General features: G+C 66.6%; 10 protein-coding genes and 5 pseudogenes. 12 read left to right on the forward strand and 3 right to left on the reverse strand.

Going from position 1 to position 19,022, the window contains the following annotated elements; translation table 11 throughout:
• The first annotated feature begins 1 nt into the window (after position 1).
• The 4 genes and pseudogenes from BAY1663_RS03835 to BAY1663_RS03850 all read left to right on the forward strand — a co-directional run bounded on the left by BAY1663_RS03835 (position 2) and on the right by BAY1663_RS03850 (position 3,860).
• Complete coding sequence (locus BAY1663_RS03835) at positions 2–901, forward strand: HlyD family secretion protein (protein ID WP_037038071.1); 900 nt, start codon at positions 2–4, stop codon at positions 899–901.
• Positions 898–2,347, forward strand: a pseudogene (locus BAY1663_RS03840) (efflux transporter outer membrane subunit). The gene BAY1663_RS03835 and the pseudogene BAY1663_RS03840 overlap by 4 nt, the downstream one beginning before the upstream one ends.
• A 60-nt stretch (positions 2,348–2,407) precedes the next feature.
• Positions 2,408–3,343, forward strand: coding sequence for a LysR family transcriptional regulator (locus BAY1663_RS03845; RefSeq protein WP_037038073.1), 936 nt, complete (start codon positions 2,408–2,410; stop codon positions 3,341–3,343).
• Positions 3,344–3,623: 280 nt separating this feature from the next.
• Positions 3,624–3,860: a DUF2790 domain-containing protein gene (locus BAY1663_RS03850; RefSeq protein WP_037038075.1), complete on the forward strand. Its 237-nt coding sequence runs from the start codon at positions 3,624–3,626 to the stop codon at positions 3,858–3,860.
• A 42-nt stretch (positions 3,861–3,902) separates the two neighbouring features.
• Here BAY1663_RS03850 and ligD read toward each other — a convergent pair whose 3' ends face one another.
• Positions 3,903–6,473 (reverse strand): DNA ligase D, encoded by a 2,571-nt coding sequence (ligD, locus tag BAY1663_RS03855; RefSeq protein WP_037038076.1) that lies wholly within the window; start codon positions 6,471–6,473, stop codon positions 3,903–3,905.
• A 320-nt stretch (positions 6,474–6,793) separates the two neighbouring features.
• Here ligD and BAY1663_RS03860 point away from each other — a divergent pair, with 320 nt between their 5' ends.
• Positions 6,794–7,072, forward strand: coding sequence for a DUF1652 domain-containing protein (locus BAY1663_RS03860; RefSeq protein ID WP_037038077.1), 279 nt, complete (start codon positions 6,794–6,796; stop codon positions 7,070–7,072).
• A gap of 41 nt (positions 7,073–7,113) precedes the next feature.
• On the opposite strand, the gene BAY1663_RS03865 is transcribed toward BAY1663_RS03860, so the two are convergent.
• The gene (locus BAY1663_RS03865; protein WP_037038078.1) at positions 7,114–7,644 is read right to left on the reverse strand and encodes a ferritin-like domain-containing protein; all 531 of its coding nucleotides are present in this window, start codon (positions 7,642–7,644) and stop codon (positions 7,114–7,116) included.
• Positions 7,645–7,845: 201 nt separating this feature from the next.
• Here BAY1663_RS03865 and BAY1663_RS03870 point away from each other — a divergent pair, with 201 nt between their 5' ends.
• Both BAY1663_RS03870 and BAY1663_RS03875 read left to right on the forward strand, forming a co-directional pair.
• Positions 7,846–8,958, forward strand: coding sequence for a mechanosensitive ion channel family protein (locus BAY1663_RS03870; RefSeq protein WP_037038117.1), 1,113 nt, complete (start codon positions 7,846–7,848; stop codon positions 8,956–8,958).
• A gap of 252 nt (positions 8,959–9,210) precedes the next feature.
• Positions 9,211–9,501 carry an addiction module antidote protein gene (locus BAY1663_RS03875; protein ID WP_037038082.1) on the forward strand — a complete coding sequence of 97 codons (291 nt, stop codon included), beginning with the start codon at positions 9,211–9,213 and terminating at the stop codon, positions 9,499–9,501.
• 102 nt (positions 9,502–9,603) lie between these two features.
• Here the strand turns inward: BAY1663_RS03875 and BAY1663_RS03880 are convergent, their stop codons facing one another.
• A complete protein-coding gene (locus BAY1663_RS03880) occupies positions 9,604–10,095 on the reverse strand; it encodes a CinA family protein (protein ID WP_037038085.1) in 492 nt (163 codons plus the stop codon).
• Positions 10,096–10,393: 298 nt separating this feature from the next.
• On the opposite strand from BAY1663_RS03880, the pseudogene glgA reads away from it, so the two are divergent.
• The 5 genes and pseudogenes from glgA (at position 10,394) to BAY1663_RS03905 (ending at position 18,938) form a co-directional block, all read left to right on the forward strand.
• A pseudogene (glgA, locus tag BAY1663_RS03885) lies at positions 10,394–11,946 on the forward strand (glycogen synthase GlgA).
• Between the two features lie 12 nt (positions 11,947–11,958).
• Positions 11,959–13,733, forward strand: a pseudogene (gene treZ / locus BAY1663_RS03890) (malto-oligosyltrehalose trehalohydrolase).
• A pseudogene (gene malQ / locus BAY1663_RS03895) lies at positions 13,723–15,794 on the forward strand (4-alpha-glucanotransferase). Before treZ ends, malQ begins: the two co-directional pseudogenes overlap by 11 nt.
• Positions 15,794–18,606, forward strand: a pseudogene (locus BAY1663_RS03900) (malto-oligosyltrehalose synthase). The pseudogenes malQ and BAY1663_RS03900 overlap by 1 nt, the downstream one beginning before the upstream one ends.
• Complete coding sequence (locus BAY1663_RS03905) at positions 18,603–18,938, forward strand: DUF2934 domain-containing protein (protein ID WP_037038087.1); 336 nt, start codon at positions 18,603–18,605, stop codon at positions 18,936–18,938. The pseudogene BAY1663_RS03900 and the gene BAY1663_RS03905 overlap by 4 nt, the downstream one beginning before the upstream one ends.
• Positions 18,939–19,022: the final 84 nt, after the last annotated feature.

A 19,022-nucleotide genomic window follows, 5' to 3' on the forward strand; every position in this document is an offset into this window, starting at 1 on the left:
CGTGAAGAAATGGATACCCGCCGCCGGCTCCGTGGTGCTGACCCTGCTGGCCGTAGCCATCGCCGTCGTCGTCAGCCTGCACCTGTGGGACTACTACATGGAGGCACCGTGGACGCGCGACGGCCATGTGCACGCCGACATCATCCAGGTCGCGCCCGACGTTTCCGGGCTGGTGACCGAACTGCACGTGCGTGACAACCAGAAGGTCGAGCGTGGCCAGGTGCTGTTCGTGATCGACCGGGCACGCTTCGAGCTCGCGGTCGCCGAAGCCCGGGCCGCGTTGCTGGAGCGCCAGGCCCAGCTGGAGCAGGCGCGGCGCGAGGCCAAACGCAACCGCGTGCTGAAGGACCTGATCGCCGCCGAGACCGTGGAGATAGGCGACACCCGGGTCAAACGCGCCGAAGCCGCACTGGCCACTGCCGAGGCGGCCCTCGGCGTGGCCCGCCTGAACCTCGAACGCACCACCGTGCGCAGCCCGGTGGACGGCTATCTCAGCGACCAGACCATGCGCGTCGGCGACTACGTGAAGACCGGTACGCCGGTGCTGTCGATCGTCGATACCCGCTCGCTGCGTGTCGAAGGCTACTTCGAGGAGACCAAGCTGCACGCCATCGACATCGGCCAGCCGGTGGAAATCAGGGTAATGGGCGAATCCCAGCACCTACGCGGCCATGTGCAGAGCATCGCCGCCGGTATCGAGGATCGCGATCGCGCGCGCGGCAAGTCGCTGCTGCCCAACATCGATCCCAGCTTCAACTGGGTGCGCCTGGCCCAGCGGATTCCGGTGCGAGTGGTGCTCGACGACGGCCAGCAGACCGACATCCGCCTGGTCGTCGGGCGCACCGCAACGCTGTCGGTCCTGCCCTGGCCTGCCGCCGCAACGAAGCCGGCCACGCCATGAGCCGCTACCTTCATATGCCGCTGCTCGTCCTGGCCGGCGTACTCGCGGCCTGTGCCCCGGTCGGCCCTGACTACCGCCTACCCGACGATGCCGCGATCCGGCGCGCCGAGCGCAGGCGCCGTTCGACCTGGCCGGCAACGCCTGGGTCGAACAGGCGCCGCTGCCCGACGACTGGTGGCAGCTGTATGACGACCCCCTGCTCGAGCGCCTGGTGCGCGAGACGCTGACCCGCAATACCGATGTGCGCCTGGCCTATCACAACCTGCGCCGTGCCTACGAAGGCTTCCAGATGGCGCATCATGCCCAGGAGATCGAGCTCGGCGGCAATGGCTCGCTCGCACGCGGCCAGCTGTCCAGCGAGGCGCTGGCCCTGCAGGAGAAACTGCCGGTGATGAACCTCGCCGATGCAGGGCTCGCCGTCGGCTATCAACTCGACCTGTTCGGCAAGCTCAGGCGTGCCGCCGAAGCCGCCGGCGCCAACGCCGATGCCAGCGCCGCGGCGCTGGATGCCGCGCGCATCACCGTGGTCGCGCAGGTGGTGCGCAACTATGCCAGGCGTGCCATGCCCACAACCAACTGACGATTGCCGCACGCTCGCTGACGATCCAGGAGCGGCAGCTGGACGTGGCCGAGCGCCTGCTCGGCGCGGGGCGTGGTAATGAAGTGGATGTGGCCCGCGCGCAGGCGCAGGTCGAGACCTTGCGCGCCGAGCTGCCGCCCTTCGAGGCGAAGAGATCGGCCGCGCTGTATCAGCTCGCGGCCCTGCTCGCCCGTACCCCTGGCGACCTGCCGGAGTCGGTCGCCGCCTGCAACCGTGCGCCGCAGCTGGAACAGCCGATTCCGGTCGGCGATGGCGCCGCCCTGCTCAAGCGCCGCCCGGACATTCGCGCCGCCGAGCGCATGCTCGCCGCGGCCACGGCGGATATCGGGGTCGCCACCGCGATGATGTACCCGCAAATCAATCTCGGCGCCTCGGCGGGCTTCACCGGCATGCTCGAACACATGGGCGATCCGGTAACCCGGCGCTGGGCATTCGGTCCGGCCATCGCCTGGCACTTCCCGACCAGGGTCGACCGCGCGCGGGTGCGCGCCATGCAGGCCGGGGCCGATGCGGCGCTTGCCCGCTTCGACGGCACGGTGCTCGAGGCGCTGCGCGAAACCCAGACCCTGCTCAGTCGCTATGCCCACGACCTGCAACGCAGCCAGGCGCTGCACGATGCCCGCGAGGCCGCCCGCCTCGCGGCGGACCATACGCGGCTGCTGTACCAGGAAGGCCGCCTGGCCTATCTCGACAGCCTGGATGCCGAACGCACCCTGGCCTCCGCCGAAGCGGCGCTGGCGGCTTCCCAGGCACGGCTGTCGCAGGACCAGGTGGACCTGTTCCTCGCCCTCGGCGGCGGTTGGCAAGGCGGCGCCCGCGGGGCGCTGCCACAGCGAGAGCACTGAACGGCGTTGCCGGCCCGGCGTACGCTGGCCGGCGCATCATGACCCGAGAGGTAACGATAGATGGACATGCTGCAAGCGATGCGGGTATTCGTGCGGGTGGTCGATGCTGGCAGCTTCACCGCGGCGGCGGTGCAGTCGGCCATGTCCACGGCGCAGGTTTCCCGGCTGGTCGCGGAACTGGAAAACCACCTGCAGGCCCGGCTGCTGCACCGCACCACGCGGCGCCTCGCACTCACCGAGGCCGGAGCACGATTTCTCGAGCAGTGCCGGGAGATCCTCGCGCAGGTGGAGTTGGCGCGGCTGGAAGCGAGCGGTGCGCACCTGACGCCGCGGGGGCGCTTGCGCGTGCATTCGACCACCGGCCTGGGCATCCAGCTGCTGTCCAGCCTGGCCGGGCGCTACAACGAACGCTATCCGCAGGTCAGCCTGGACCTGGCGCTGTCGCAATGCCAGCCGGATCTGCTCGAAGCGAACCTGGACGTCATCATCACCCTGTCCCGCGAGCTGCCCGATTCCGAGCTGATCGCCCAGCGGTTGGGCACGGTGTTCAGCGTAGTCTGCGCCGCACCGGCCTACCTGCAGCAGCACGGCACCCCGCGAACGCCGTCCGCCCTGCATCGGCACCGCTGCCTGCGGCTGGCCGATCCGGTGTTCGTCGACGACTGGCATTTCCTCGCTGACGGCGTCGACGAAACGATTCGTCCCGGCGAAACCTTCAGGGTCAACGTCGCCGAGGCCATGGCCAGCGCCGCCGAGGCCGGCATGGGCATATGCCTGCTGCCCGATTACGTCGCCGCGCCGGCATTGCAGCGGGGCAGCCTGGTGCGGTTGCTGCCGCAGTTCCGCCTGCAGGAGAAGACCATCCATGCGCTCTACCCTTCGAGGCGCTTTCTCGACGCGAAGATCAAGACCTGGGTGGAATTCCTCCAGCGAGAGCTGCCCCGGGCCTTTCGCAATTACCACGAGGTCCTGCAAAACCCCGAACACTGGGCCTGAGTGGATTGTTGCGCCGCCGGTAAAGGTTCATCACCGGCAGCGCTGTTTTTCACGTTGCCGGGCCGTCCTACACTTTATTCAGTGGCAATGAGCAGTGGGTCAGTTCCGCTCCGGCATCCGGTCGGCCGCTCCTTCGACCGCATGCCTTGTCACCTTCTGGCTGCTCTCCCTCGTGGCAGCCTCGTTTATTCCCTGGTGCCTGCCAGCCGTGCGGGCGCCGTTTCGAGCCTCCGGCCGGGCGCCCCAGGCGCCACGCTCCGCAGGCGTTGTGGAGGTCATGATGAACAAACTGATCTGGATCGCCAGCCTGGCGCTCTGCGCACAATGGGCGTCCGCCGCGGACGAACCGACTCCGTACCGCTATGGTGACCGCCTGGATATCGCGCAGGTGGTTTCACTGGAGGTTCCCGCCGGCGGCTGTGAAGTGGTCGAGGCCAAGATGACCTACGTCGATTCCACCGGCGCAACCCGCGAAACCACCTACCTGCGCCAAGGCACCGACTGCAGCAACTTCTAACCCCTCGCGGCCGGTGCATGCGTTGCGCCGGCCAGCCTCTTCCTACAGGCCCAGGCGCTCGCGCATCCGTTCGCTGAGCGTCTGCTGCACCTGCCCGATCCCCGCCCAGGGATCGTCGTCGCCCAGCTCCTGCAGCCGTTCGAACAGGTTGCCCACGGTCCAGAGGTTGGCGCCTTTCAGCTCACCCAGCTCCTCGCGATGGATCGGCACGGAAACCGGCAGGCCCGCCCGCGCCCGCACCGAATAGGCAGCAACGGTACTGGCGCCGCGGCTGTTGCGCAGGTAGTCGATGAAGATGCGCCCCACGCGATTTTTCGGCCCGCTGACCGCCGAGAAATGGCCGGGCAGCAGCTTGGCCAGGTACTTGGCAACGGCGTGGCTGAAGGTCTTCACCTCGCCCCAGCCGTGCACCGCCTTGAGCGGCACGATGATGTGCATGCCCTTGCCGCCGCTGGTCTTGAGGAAGGAATCCAGGCCGATCTCGTCCAGCAGGGTCTGCGTCAGCTGGGTAGCTTCGACCATCCGTTTCCACGGCAGCGCGGGGTCGGGGTCGAGGTCGAGCACGAAGCGGTCGGGATGGTCCAGCGCCGGCGCCACGGCGTTCCAGGTATGCAGTTCGATGGTACCCATCTGCGCCGCGCCGACCAGCGCTTCGGCGCTGTCGATCACCAGCAGCGCGCCATGCTCGGGATCGAGCGCCGGATCGAGCTGGGTCATGTGCGGGATGGCCAGCTTGTCGGCGTGCTTCTGGAAGAACAGTTCGCCTTCGATGCCTTCCGGGGCACGCACCAGCGCCAACGGGCGGGCGCGTAGCTGCGGAAGTGCCCAGGGCGCGACGCGGGCATAGAAGCGTGCCAGCTCGATCTTGGTCGTACCGCTGGCCGGATCGATGATCCGCTGGGGGTTGGAAATCCTGATCCGACCGTTCCCGAGCGGATCGGCCTTCTCGCGCTCGGGGCGTGCCGGCGTGCCGTTGCCAACCGGCCTGGCCCGCTCGCGGGTGATCGCCTTGGCCGGCTTGTCCGTGCGCAGGCCGTGGAAGACCGAATGGCGGATGACGCCTTGCCGGGTCATCTCGGCATAGGCGACCTCGCACATCAGCTCGGGCCTGAGCCACTGCGCACCGCGCACGTCGGCGGCGGGCGGCGCCTTGGCCAGCGGACTGCGTCCGGTTTCCAGCTGCTTCAGCTGTTTGTGCAGGCTCTGCAGGGTGGCATGGTTGAAGCCCGTGCCGACCTTGCCGGCGTAGCGCAGCTCGCCGTGCTCGTCGTGCAGCCCCAGCAGCAGCGCACCGAAGCCGGTTCGCGTGCCCTTGGGCTGGGTGTAGCCGACGATGATGAACTCCTGGCGATTGCTGCACTTGATCTTGACCCAGCTGCTGCTGCGGCGCGACGTGTAGGTGCTGCCGGCGCGCTTGCCGATCAGCCCCTCGAGTTTCATCTGGCAGGCGCTTTCGAGAATGCTGTCCGGTTGCTCGGAGAAGTCCTCGGAAAAGCGCAGCAGGTCGCTGTCGTTGCGTTCCAGCACTTCGCGCAACGCGGCGCGGCGCTGCTCCAGCGGGACTTCGCGCAGGTCCATGCCATTCAGGTAGGGCAGGTCGAACAGGTAGTAGAGGATATTACCGCTGCGCCCGGCTTCGAAAGCATTCTGCAGCGCCTGGAAGTCCGGCGTGCCCTCCTCGTTCGGCACCACGATCTCGCCATCGAGCCAGGCCGACTCCAGGCCCAGGCCGGCCAGCGCCGCGGCCTGCTGCGGCATCTTCGCCGTCCAGTCATGGCCATTGCGGGTGAACAGCCGCACCTTGCCCGAGTCGATGCGCGCGACGATGCGGTAGCCGTCGAACTTGATCTCGTAGCGCCAGTCGCCGTCGGGCACCGAGTCGACCAGCGTCGCCAGCTGCGGCTTCAGGCTGTCGGGCAAGGCTGCCGGTTTCGCCCCCTGTAGCGAGACGTCCTGTTTCTTGGGGCGAGCCTTGGCCGGGCGTGCCACCGGCCTGGGCGGCGTTTGCTCGGTCCCCGCCTTCGCCGCACTCGCCGCACCGCGCTTGCGCGGCACCAGGGTACGGTCGCTGAGCACGCTGTGCGGCTGCGCGGCGACGACGTCGTATTCGCTCTCCTCGCGTGCCGCCTCGTCGCGGGACTTGATCAGGAACCACTGCTCCTTCTTGCCGTCCATGCGCGTGCGTACCAGGTTCCAGCTGCCGGCGAGCTTCTCGCCTTGCAGGGTGAACTTGAGCTTGCCCTTGCGATACCCCTCGTGCGCATCGCCTTGCGGTATCCATACGCCGCGGTCCCAGACGATCACGTCGCCGGCGCCGTAGTGCCCCTCCGGGATGTGCCCCTCGAAGGAGGCATAGTCCAGCGGGTGATCCTCGACATGCACGGCCAGGCGGCGGACGCCGGGATCGAGACTCGGCCCCTTGGGAATAGCCCAGCTTTTCAGCGTGCCATCGAGTTCCAGGCGAAAGTCGTAATGCAGGCGCGTGGCGTCGTGCTTCTGGATGCAGTACTGCAGTGCGTGCGCCGCCTTGCCCCGCTTGCGTCGTGGTTTGCCGCCCGCCGGTTCGGGCGTGGCGGCGAAATCGCGCATGCGCTGGTATTCGTCGAGGGCCATGGTCGTCCTCCGTCTGGCGTGGCGGACGGATCGTTCGAGCCACCCGGTGCCCACCGAAGACCGCATGGCTGCGTTCTTATTTCGATCATCCTGCACTGGCATGAGTTCAGGACGCCTGCCGCCCCGGCCGTTGCTGCGTTCCGATGAATGGCGGCGGCACCGAAGGCCTTGGACCGCCCCTGCGGATTTAATCCGCTGAGCGGCCATATGACGCAATTTACAACCGGCCAGGGACTGCTACGGTTGGAGGGTGGCGGGAAATCGGTGGTGCGCAGGATGTCGCTGCGCCTCAGTCACCTCCAAACTTTTAGGGAGGATTTATGAGCACGCGTCTTCCACTGTTCAAGATCGAAGCGATTCTGCACACCTACCTGCGCCCCTATCAGTGTGAATGTCGTACGGAGCCGGATAGCTCGCTCAGCGTACGTCTGTATCGCGAACCCTGCCGCAACGAAGAACTGACCGTCCTCGGCATTTCCTACGATCAGTGCCGCGACGCCGCCAATCTGGTGCGGCTGGCCCAGGAGCTGCGCATCGAGATGTATGCGACCCGGGGCAGCATCGCGGCCGAACCCGAGCGCCTTGGCGCCTTGGAGTAGGTTTTCTCAACGGGCGGCGGCTCGGGTCCTGGAGGCTGTACTCAACGCTTGGCTTCGACCTTCGGCTCCATGGCGCGGGTCAGGTAGGCCTGGGTCAGCTCGGCGAGGTGATCGCGCAGCCAGTCGGCCATGGCGATTTCCTCCACCAGGATGCGTTCGCAGACTTCCTGGGTCTGCTGGTCGCCCACCGCCTGCGCCGCGGCGATAAGTACCTTGTAGGACGCGATTTCGAGATTCTCGAAGACATATCCCATCAGGACGCCCTTGACGATCTCGTCATTGAGCATCATCCCGCCCATGGCCTGCCCCATCGCCATCATCTTGCCGCCGAGATCCTTGAAGCCGGAATAGGACTTGTCGTAGCGCTGCAGGCAGCCCTCGATCAACCTGGCCTGGTTCTGCGTTTCGCCAATGTGCTGCTCGATGCGCGCCTTGAGTTCGGGGTAATGCTCGATGCGGCTGGCCTGCTTTTTCAGCATGGTTTCGGCCTGCGCCTCCATCGCATGGGCATCGCGCAGCCACTCGATCAGGCGTTCGGTACGGATGTCGTTGCCAGTTTGTGCACTCTGCATGGTGGGTACTCCTGCCAGGTCCAATGAACGGGCCTTCTCAGCCCTGTCGTCATGTGTGAGGTAGCCCCGCCGGCATGAGTTCCCCCGGCCCGACTGGCTGCCGCTGCGGGCAAACGGCCATGAACTTTGCATGGACGGATCAGTCATTGCCCAGACAAACAGCGAACGGGAGCCTGCGTCATAGAACTTCCAGCCTTCCTTCTGCAGTGGGACCAGTACATCAGCCAGCCGGGGTTGCGCACACTGGCGGTCGCGCTGTTCGTGGCCCTGGTACTGAGCCTGTTCGGCCGGGTGCTGACTGCGCTGGTACTGCGCCTGGCCCGTGCCTTCGTGTTCACGCGCGAACTCGCCGAGCAGCTGGAAAAGCCCACCCGGGTGCTGCTGCCATTGCTCGGCCTGCAAGGCGTCTGGGCCTCGGCCCCCAGCGACCTGCTGCTGATCGGCGCGGCCCGGCAGGTCACCACGCTGCTCATCATCGCGACCCTCACCTGGCTGGCGATGCGGCTGTTGCGGGGGCTGCAGCTGTTCATCCAGTTGCGCAACCCGGTGGACGTGGTCGATAACCTGCGCGCACGGCAGATCCAGACCCAATCCCGCGTGCTGTTGCGCACCCTGGGTTTCTTCGTGCTGCTGGTGGGCCTCGCGGCGATGCTGATGACCTTTCCCGGTGCGCGTCAATTCGGCGCGAGCCTGCTGGCCTCGGCCGGCCTGGCCGGCCTTGCGGTGGGCTTCGCTGCGCGGCCGGTGCTGGCCAACCTGATCGCCGGCGTGCAGATCGCGATGACCCAGCCGATCCGCCTCGACGATGTGGTGATCGTCGAGAACGAATGGGGCCGTATCGAGGAAATCACCGGGACCTACGTGGTGGTGCGCATCTGGGACGATCGGCGGCTGGTGGTACCGCTGCAGTATTTCATCGAGAAACCGTTCCAGAACTGGACCCGACGCAGCTCCAGCCTCATCGGCACGGTATTTCTCTGGGCCGACTATTCGCTGCCGCTTGAGCCGCTGCGCGAGGAGTTGCGCCGCCTGTGCCGGGAAGTGCCGCAATTGTGGGATGGCCGGGTCTGCGTATTGCAGGTCACCGATGCCGGCGAGCGATCCATCCAGTTGCGCGCCCTGGTCAGCTCGCCGGACTCATCCCGCAACTGGGACCTGCGCTGCCATATCCGCGAGAACCTGCTCGGCTTCATCCAGCGCCAGTACCCGCATGCACTGCCCCTGGTTCGCGCGGACCTGAGTGTCGGGCACAAGCAGACGGTGGACAGGTCGCCGCCCGAGCATACCGAGCCGGAGCGGCAGCCGCCGGTGTGACGCAGAGCCAACTTTTTCTTGGTGGGCGAAACATGTCGAAATCCCAGAAGACTATCTGGATAGATAGCCAGTCACAGACCGATGCAGCATACGTCTATGAACTTCCATCGAGATCTCAAGGCCAAGGCAGCCATCATTCGTCGCGTGGCGCGCGTCAGGGAAGGCAATCTGGGTGACGTGAAGCCATAGGCGACGGCGTCTCCGAGATGCGCCTGATATCGAGCTGGCCAAGAAGCTGGCAGGAGACATTCAATGAAACCTGTGATTACCGAGTTCGACCCGGCTGACTATCTCGATAGCGAGGAAATGATTGCTGAATACCTGACACAGGTTCTGACCGATGGCGACACCGACGAACTGATCCGCGCGATTGGCCACGTGGCAAAAGCACGCGGCATGTCGCAGATAGCCAAGGACTCGGGCTTGGGGCGGGCAAGCCTTTACAAGGCCTTTGCACCCGGCGCACAGCCCCGCTTCGATACCGTGATGAAAGTCATGCGCGCCTTGGGAATCGAACTGCACATTACGGCAGCTCATGCCTGAACTGACGGAGTCGCCGGCTGGATTGGGGAGGCATTCTGAAAAACAAACGCCTCAGTCCAATGGATAGCGACGATATCCACATTTCGCGCTGCACATATCCGATCACTCAAGCCTCTCCAGCAGTTCGGCATATTTCTTCGGCAACCGGGTCAGCCCATGCCGTGCCGCCTGCTTGCGAATCTCCACCCGGTCGCCGTCGAATTGCACCGTTTCGCTCACCACCACCTGTCGCTCGCCCCGCATCAGTGCATAGGCGAAGCACTGGGTACCGCCTTCGTCCTGCTGTTCATCGTCCGCCACCCCCGTATTGGCGACCGCCAGCGTCGCGCCGCTGACATTGAGGGCGCCGATGGCCATCTCGCTGGCGACCTCCTCGCTGGTGAGGCCGAATCGCTCGATGGTCTCGAAATCCACGTTGAGCAGGCGGTTCTTCGCCTTGGGCGAATACACCACGAAACCGCTATCCAGTACCTGGCCGCAGCCGGGAATATCACCGAGCAGCGAGGCCATCAGCCCGCAGGTGCAAGACTCCGCGGTGACCAGCCTGAGCTCTTCGCGCTGAAGAAACGCAACGATACGCTCGATCTCTTGCATGCTTTTTGCTCCAGCCCATTACAGGCCACAGTCGTTTCGGCCTTTATGTTCGGAGCGGATTGCCAGGGTACGAGTTCCAGCTGCGGTTTTTTGGTCTGATTTTAAGAACTTCTACCGCGACGTCATGTCTGGTTTTTGGTAGGGCCAACGCAGCTCTACTGCCTTCGCGGCTGCTCCGAACAAGATTTCAGCCTTGTCGTGTTCATGGTGTGTGACGGTCATCAGATCGTTGCATGGGAGAAATATGCTCGTAGCTGGCGCCGGCACCTGGAAGCCGGAGCTCTCTGGGGAGATCATGATGAGTATTGCCGCTGTGAACGCCCGGCCTTTCAGCCTGCTCAGAACCACACCTGTTCTACCTCGGGCAATGCGCCCCAGATTGCAGATTCGCAGTAGCCATGACGACAAACGAAGAATCCTCTTCGTCACCTCCGAACTGACCGACCTGGTCAAGACCGGTGGCCTCGCCGACGTTTCCGCCGCCCTGCCCCGCGCCTTGGGCGGGCTGCACGATGTACGGGTATTGATTCCCGGCTATTCACAAGTGATGAACTGCGGCCAGCCCATCCGCGTCGTTGGCGCGCTCGGGCCGTACGCCGACATACCGGGCTGCCGCATCGGCCGGATGGACATGCCCGACGGCCTGATCATCTACGTGCTGATCTGCCCTGAACTCTACGAACGCGAAGGCCTGCCCTACGGCGACGAGCACGGCAACGACTGGCCGGACAATCCGCTGCGTTTCGCCCGCCTGGGCCTGGCCGCCGCGGAGATCGCCGGCGGCAGCGCCTGCATCAGCTGGGCTCCGGAGCTGGTTCACGCCCATGACTGGCCGGCGGGCCTGGCGCCGGCGTACATGCACTGGCGTGGCCTGAACGTCCCGAGCGTCTTCACCATTCACAATCTGGCTTATCAGGGCAACATCGACATGAGCCTGCGGCGCCCGCTGGGAATTCCGGTCGAGGCCTGCGACCCCGAACGCATGGAGTTCTACGGCAAACTCTCGTTGCTCAAGGCCGGCATCGCCTACGCCAGCCGCGTGACCACGGTCAGCGCCACCTACGCCGAGGAAATCACCACGCCCGAATTCGGCTGCGGCATGGAAGGCTTCCTGCGCATGAAGGCACGGCAGGGGCTGCTCAGCGGCCTGCTCAATGGCATCGACGAGAGCTGGGAACCGGAAAGCGATCCCCATCTGGTGCGCGGCTTCAGTGCCCGCTACTGGGACGGCAAGGTGGACAACGCGTCCTATATCCGCGAGACCTTCGGCCTCGCCCCTTCCGATGCCCCGCTGTTTGCCGTGGTATCGCGGCTGGTACACCAGAAAGGCGTGGACCTGACCCTCGATGTGGCACACAGCATCGTCGCGGGCGGCGGCCAGCTGGCCATTCTCGGCCGCGGCGAACCCCATATCGAAGAGGACGTGCGCCAGCTCGCGCTGCGCTATCCGGGGCGGGTCGCGGCGCATATCGGTTTCAACGAGACCGATGCCCGGCGGTTGTTCGCCGGCAGCGACTTCCTGCTGATGCCCTCACGCTACGAACCCTGTGGCCTGAGCCAGATGTACGCCCAGCGCTACGCCTCGTTGCCGATTGCCCGTCGCACCGGCGGCCTGGCGGACTCCATCGAGGATGGCGTCACCGGCCTGTTGTTCGACGAGCCCAGCGTCGACAGCTACCGGCATGCCGTGGAGCGCGCCCTGGAAATCCACAAGCGCCCGCAGTTGCTGAGCGCCATGCGCTGTCGGGCGATGGCCGCCGGCTTCTTCTGGCGCCACGCCATCGGCCTTATGACGCGCTCTATCAGCAACTGCTCGGCGAACGCCGCGAGGTCCGTATTTCCCTATTCTGACGAGGGTGATCCATGCAGAGGCAACGTGCCCATGCCGGGCGGCACGGTCCGGCGATACTGGATAGCAGGACCACCCGTTTCAGGCTCTGGGCCCCGGATGCGCAGAAGGTCAGCCTGAGCGTAGTGGGTGCGCAAACGTTGCCGATGAGCGCCGAGAAAGACGGCTGGTACAGCATCGACGTGCCGTATGGCGCCGGCACGCTGTACCGCTTCCTGATCGACGACGAGCTGGAGGTGCCCGACCCCGCTTCGCGTGCCCAGGCCGGCGACGTGCATGCCCCGAGCGTGGTGGTCGATCACGCCGGTTACCGCTGGCGCAACGCCGAGTGGCGCGGCCGGCCCTGGCACGAGACGGTGCTCTACGAGCTGCATGCCGGCCTCTATGGCGGATTCGCCGCAGTGGAGCAGCACCTGGCCGGGCTCGTCGAGCTGGGCGTCACCGCCATCGAACTGATGCCTATCGCCGAATTTCCCGGCGACCGCAACTGGGGCTACGACGGCGTCCTGCCCTACGCGCCGGAAGCCGCCTACGGCAGCCCGGAAGAGCTCAAGCACCTGGTCGACACGGCCCACGGCCTGGGCCTGATGGTGTTTCTCGATGTGGTCTACAACCACTTCGGCCCGGACGGCAACTACCTGGGGCGCTACGCTCGGCACTTCTTCCGGCATGACCAGCAGACCCCCTGGGGCGATGCCATCGACTTCCGCCGCCGCGAAGTACGGGACTTCTTCATCGATAACGCGCTGATGTGGCTGCTCGACTACCGCTTCGACGGCCTGCGCCTGGATGCGGTGCACGCCATTCCCGACCGCAGCTTCCTCACCGAGCTGGCCGAGCGCGTGCATGCCACGGTCGAACCCGGGCGCCACGTGCACCTGGTGCTGGAGAACGAAGACAACCGGGCCAGCCTGTTGACCCAGGGCTTCACTGCACAGTGGAACGACGACGGCCACAACGTCCTGCATTGCCTGCTGACCGGCGAGAACCAGGCTACTATGCCGACTACCATCGAGACGCGACCGGCAAGCTGGCGCGCTTCCTCGGCGAAGGGTTCATCTATCAGGGGCAGAACAACCGCCGTGGCGAATCGCGCGGCGAGCCCAGCGCGCACCTGCCGCCGACGGCGTTCGTCCTGTTCCTGCAGAACCACGACCAGACCGGCAACCGCGCATTCGGCGAGCGCCTGGTCAGCCTCGCCGATGCCGAGGCGCTCAGGGCGGCTACCGCGGTTCTGCTACTGTCGCCGATGGTCCCGCTGCTGTTCATGGGCGAGGAATGGGGCGCCCGCCAGCCATTCCTGTTCTTCACCAGCCACCATGGCGAGCTGGCCGACGCGGTGCGCGAGGGCCGGCGTGCCGAGTTCGCCGAGTTCGCCCAATTCGCCGACGAAAACGTCCGCGAGCACATTCCCGACCCGAATGCCCTGTCCACCTTCGAGGACTCCCGCCCCGATTTCAGCAGCCACCGGGAGCCGGGGCACGCCGAGTGGTCGGCGCTGTATCGCCGGCTGCTGCAGGTTCGCCACCGCGAAATCATCCCGCGTCTGGACGGTGCGCGATTTCGCGGCACCCAGGTGCTCGGTGACGCTGCGGTCCTGGCGCACTGGCGGCTTGGCGACCACAGCACGCTGCGCCTGGAGCTGAACCTTGGCGCGGCGGCGGTTCCGCTGCCTGCCGCCCCGGCCGCGGCGCGCCTGCTGTTCGACAGCCGCGAGGCCGATGACTCGCGCGGGCAGCTGCCGGCCCGCAGCGCCCGGTTGTATCTGGAGAATGCCCATGAGCGATGAACGCCTTATCCACCTGGCCGAAGCGGCAGGTCTGTCCATCGACTGGGTGGATGCCGATGGTCGCGACCAACGCGCCCGGCCGGAGGTATTGCGCGCCGTGCTCGCCGGCCTGGGCCTGGCGGCCGAAACCGCCGCGGACATCGACGCCAGCCTGGAGAAACTGCACCTGAACAACCGCAACGCCAGCCTGCCGCCCCTGCTGACGGGCGATCAGGGGCGGGGGCTGGACCTATCCGCCTATTTCCCCCCGGCAACGCGGTTCAGCCTCCAGTTCGAGAATGGCGAATACCGCGATGCGGCGCTGGATGGCGATGCACAACTGCCGGCCATCGAGGTCCCCGGTTATCACCGCCTGGAAATCGATGATCGCCAGGTGACCCTGGCCATCGCCCCACCCTCCTGCCCAACCGTGAACGAGCTCGCCGGCGAAGGCGCCTGGGGGCTCACCGTGCAGCTCTACAGCCTGCGCCGTCCGGGCGATGGCGGTATCGGCGATACCCAGGCGCTGGAAAGCATGGCACGCAATGCCGCCGCCCACGGCGCCGACGCCTGGGTATCAGCCCGGTGCATGCGATGTTCAGCGAACACCTGAACCAGTACAGCCCCTACTCGCCCTCCAGCCGGCTGTTCTACAACGTGCTGCACAGCGCGCCGGGCAGCATTCTCGGCGATCATCCGCTGCACCAGGCGGTGGAGCGCTGCGGCCTGGGCGACGAGCTGCGGCGCCTGGAGCAGCTCGAACTGGTCGATTGGCCGGCGGTGGCCGAGGCTCGCCAGCGCCTGCTGCGGGCCTTGTTCCATGACTTCGGCACCGGAGGCAACGCCTTGCAGCAGGACTTCGAGAGCTTTCGCAAGGCCGGCGGCGAAGCGCTGGAGAACCACTGCCGCTTCGAAGCCCTGCATGCCGCGCTGCGCTCGCCACAAGGCCATCCGCAACACTGGCGCGACTGGCCGGAGCCGTACCGCGACCCGCAGAACCCGGCGGTGCAGCGCTTCGCCGAAGAACAGGCCGATGCCGTCAGCTTCCATGCCTTCGCCCAGTGGCTGATGGCGCGCGGGCTGGAACGGGCCCAGGTAGCCGCGCGCAGCTCGGGCATGCGCATCGGCCTGATCAGCGACCTGGCGGTTGGCGCCGATGGCGGCGGCAGCCAGGCCTGGAGCCGCCAGGGCGAGGTGCTGGCCGACCTCACCGTCGGCGCGCCGCCGGACATCCTCAACCGCGACGGGCAGAGCTGGGGCATCTGCGCATTCTCGCCCTGGGGGTTGAAGGAGCATGGCTATCGCGCCTTCATCGAGATGCTGCGCGCCAACCTGGCGCACTCCGGCGGTATGCGCATCGACCATGTGATGGGGCTGATGCGCCTGTGGGTGATCCCCATCGGGGCCGGGCCGGACCATGGGGTCTATCTCAACTACCCGCTCGACGACATGCTGCGCCTGCTGACGCTCGAGGCCTGGCGGCACAAGGCGGTGATTCTCGGCGAGGATCTCGGCACGATTCCGGCGGGATTACGCGACAAACTCGCCGCCCGCGGCATCCTCGGCATGCGCGTGCTGCTCTTCGAGCGCGATGGCGCCTCGAATTTCCTGCCGGCGGCGCACTGGTCCCGGCATGCGCTGGCCACCACCACCACCCACGACATCCCGACGGTCAGCGGCTGGTGGCAGGGCCACGACATCGACTGGCGGATTCGCGTCGGGCAGTACGCCGAACACACCCGCGATGAACAGCTCGCCGGGCGCGCGCGCGAACGCGCCGGCCTCAACCGGGCCCTGCGCGAGGACGCCGGGCAACCCGGCGAGGAATTGCTGGAGCCGGCGGCGGCGGTGGATGCCAGCGTCTGCTTCATCGGCCATACCCCGGCGCCGCTGGTGCTGGTCCCGGTGGAAGACGCCCTCGGCCTCGAGGAGCAGACCAACATGCCCGGCATAGTCGAAACGCATCCCAACTGGCGCCGCCGCTACCCTGCCGACAGTGCCACGCTGCTCGACGATCCAGTCTGCAGCCGCCGCCTCAGGTGCCTGGTCGAGGCGCGGCACGCATTGCACGAGGCACCATGATGAAAGAGCTCAGCGCCACCCTGCGCCTGCAGTTCCACCGGGGCTTCACCCTGGACGACGCCACCGCTCTGGTCGATTACTTCGCCGAACTGGGCATCAGCCATCTCTACGCCTCGCCGCTGCTGACCGCCCGCCCCGGCTCCATGCATGGCTACGACGTGATCGACCCGACCCGCATCAATCCGGAACTGGGCGGCGAGCCCGCGTTGCGCCGGCTGGTCGCGGCCCTGCGCGAAAAAGGCATGGGCCTGATCCTGGACATCGTGTCCAACCACATGGCGGTCGGCGGCGCCGGCAACGCCTGGTGGCTCGATGTGCTGGAGTGGGGCCGACGCAGCCCCTACGCGCTGTTCTTCGATATCGAATGGAACTCACCCGACCCGCTGCTCGAAGGCCAGCTGCTGGTGCCCTTCCTCGGCAGCGACTACGGCGAGGCCCTGCAGCAGGGCAAGGTCGTGCTGACGCTGGATGCGGACAACGGCTCGCTCTATGCCGAGCATTACGAGCACCGCTTCCCCATCACGCCACCCAGCTATGGCGAGGTGCTGCGCGCCGCCGACCACCCGCAGCTGCGCGCCCTGGCGCAACACTTCGATGCCTTGAAGACCGAGCCCGCTCCCTATCAGACTGCGCGGCTGCTGCGCAGCGAACTGGCGCAGCAACTGGAGGACGCCGGCACGCGGCAGGCGCTGGAGCAAGCGCTGAAGCTCTACGATGGCACCAGCGCAGAAGGCTTCCAGCGCCTGCATGGGCTGCTGGAACGCCAGCACTACCGGCTGGCCAGCTGGCGTACCGCGGCCGATGACATCAACTGGCGGCGCTTTTTCGACATCAACGAACTCGGCGGCCTGCGCGTCGAACGGCCAGTGGTGTTCGAGGAAACCCACGCGAAGATCTTCCAGCTGATCGCCGACGGCCTGGTGGACGGCCTGCGCATCGACCATATCGACGGCCTGGCCGACCCACGCGGCTATTGCCGCCGCCTGCGCCGGCGTGTCGACCGGCTGAATGCCGGCCGCCCGCCGCAAGCGCTGCAGGACCACGTCCCCATCTACGTGGAGAAGATTCTCGCCGCCGGCGAACGCCTGCACGACGATTGGGGCGTGGATGGCACCACCGGCTACGAATTCATGAACCAGGTGTCGCTGCTGCAGCACGATCCGGCCGGCGAAGCATTGCTCTGCGCGCTCTGGAGCGATAGCAGCGGGCGTGGCGCCGACTTTCTCGAAGAAGCGCGCCAGGCGCGCCAACTGGTGCTGACCGGGCCACTGGCCGGCGACTTCGAGAGCGTCGCCCAGGCCCTGCTGCAGGTGGCCCGCGGCGACGTGATGACCCGCGACATCACCCTCGGCGCGATCCGCCGGGCGCTGCTCGAACTCATCATTCATTTCCCGGTGTACCGCACCTACATCGCGGCACCGGGACGCCGCCGCCTCGACGAGCCGTTCTTCCAGCAGGCCCTGGAAGGCGCCCGTAGCACCCTGGGCGAAGCGACTGGCCATTGCTCGAGCACCTCGGGCGCTGGCTCGGCGGCGAAAGCCTGCGCGATCTGCCACGTGGCCCGCTGCGCAAGTTGCGCCGCCAGGCCTGCATCCGTTTCCAGCAGCTGACCTCGCCCGCCGCCGCCAAGGCCGTGGAAGACACCGCCTGCTATCGCTCCGGCATCCTGCTCTCACGCAACGATGTGGGCTTCGACCCGCAGCGCTTCAGCGCACCACCGCAAGCCTTCCACGAGGAATGCCGCTGGCGAGCCGCACACTATCCGCGCAACCTGCTGACCACCGCCACGCACGACCACAAGCGTGGCGAGGACACCCGTGCCCGTATCGCCGTGCTCAGCGAACGGGCCGAGTGGTTCGCCGCCCGGGTGCGGCGCTGGCGCGAACTGGCGCGCGCGCAGTTGCAGGTGCTGGATGACGGGCCGGCCCCCGCGCCCGGCGACGAGCTGATGCTGTTCCAGATCCTGCTCGGCAGCTGGCCGCTGGCATTGGGCCCGGACGACGAGCAGGGCATGCACGACTATTGCGCACGCATCCTGCAGTGGCAGGAAAAGGCGGTGCGCGAGGCCAAGTTGCGCAGCACCTGGAGCGATCCGAACGACGCTTACGAAAGCGCCTGCCGACGCTATGTCGAATACCTGTTGCTGAGTCCGGAAGGGGCGCCGCTGCGTGGCGAGATCGCCGCCGCGGCCGCCGAACTGGCACCGGTCGGTGCGCTCAACAGCCTGGCGCAGAGCCTGTTGCGCATGACCACGCCCGGGGTGCCGGACCTCTACCAGGGCGCCGAATACTGGGACTTCAGCCTGGTCGATCCGGATAACCGGCGGCCGGTGGATTTTACCGCGCGCCGGGCTTCGCTGGACGACCAGGCGAGCCCCGACCAGTTGCTGGGCAGCTGGCACGATGGTCGCATCAAGCAGTTGCTGATCAACCGTACCCTGCAGCTTCGCCGCCGCTATCCACGGTTGTTCAGCGAGGGACGCTATCTGCCGCTCGCGGTGGAGGGCGAGCAGGCGGCCCACCTGCTCGCCTTCGCCCGCGAATGCGGTGGTGAATGGCTGGTTGTAGTGGTGCCTCGACTGGTCGCCGGCCTGCTGGCGGACAGTCCGCTGCCGGTGGTTCCCCACCAGCGCTGGGGTGATACCCGGGTAGTACTCCCCGAGGCGCTGGACGGTAGTGAATTCAAGCGACTTTTCGACGGAACGGCAGTCACATCCAGACAAGCGAGGCTCGATGCTGCGCGGGTTCTGGACAGCCTGTCGGTGGCCGTCCTGCATACGTCTATCAGTCCCACAGGAGAATCCCAACAATGAAGTCAGAAGAGCAACGTATCCGCGAGTTCGCCTACCAGATCTGGCAATCCGAAGGCTGTCCGCATGGCCAGGACGCGCGCCATTGGACGATGGCGTGCAAACTGGTCGAGGCGGAAAACGGCATCCCCACCGCCAAACCTGCCAGCCGTGCCCGCAAGACCGCCACCAAGCCCACCGACGCCACACCGAAAACCGCAGCGAAGGCCAAGGCGGCCCCGGCCAGCAAGCCACGCACCTCGCGCGCCGCGCCGAAGGCGGAAACCCCGGCTATCCCGAGCCCGGCGGCAACCGTCAAGAAGCCCCGCGCGCCGCGCGTCAAGAAGGAGAGCTGACCGGCGGCGGCACCTTGTCGGCATCGGGCCGGTCGAATGATCGCCCATGCCGGCAGTCCCGTTCGCCTTCGAGAATCCGTTAGT

Source organism: Pseudomonas sp. BAY1663 (assembly GCF_000582595.1).
GTDB classification, from domain to species: Bacteria; Pseudomonadota; Gammaproteobacteria; order Pseudomonadales; family Pseudomonadaceae; genus Stutzerimonas; species Stutzerimonas stutzeri_AF.

Coding starts and splice junctions, on each gene's coding strand:
- BAY1663_RS03845 (WP_037038073.1), top strand. CDS start 2,408: ATGGACATGCTGCAAGCGATGCGGGTATTCGTGCGGGTGGTCGATGCT.
- BAY1663_RS03850 (WP_037038075.1), top strand. CDS start 3,624: ATGAACAAACTGATCTGGATCGCCAGCCTGGCGCTCTGCGCACAATGG.
- ligD (WP_037038076.1), bottom strand. CDS start 6,473: ATGGCCCTCGACGAATACCAGCGCATGCGCGATTTCGCCGCCACGCCC.
- BAY1663_RS03860 (WP_037038077.1), top strand. CDS start 6,794: ATGAGCACGCGTCTTCCACTGTTCAAGATCGAAGCGATTCTGCACACC.
- BAY1663_RS03865 (WP_037038078.1), bottom strand. CDS start 7,644: ATGCAGAGTGCACAAACTGGCAACGACATCCGTACCGAACGCCTGATC.
- BAY1663_RS03875 (WP_037038082.1), top strand. CDS start 9,211: ATGAAACCTGTGATTACCGAGTTCGACCCGGCTGACTATCTCGATAGC.
- BAY1663_RS03880 (WP_037038085.1), bottom strand. CDS start 10,095: ATGCAAGAGATCGAGCGTATCGTTGCGTTTCTTCAGCGCGAAGAGCTC.
- BAY1663_RS03905 (WP_037038087.1), top strand. CDS start 18,603: ATGAAGTCAGAAGAGCAACGTATCCGCGAGTTCGCCTACCAGATCTGG.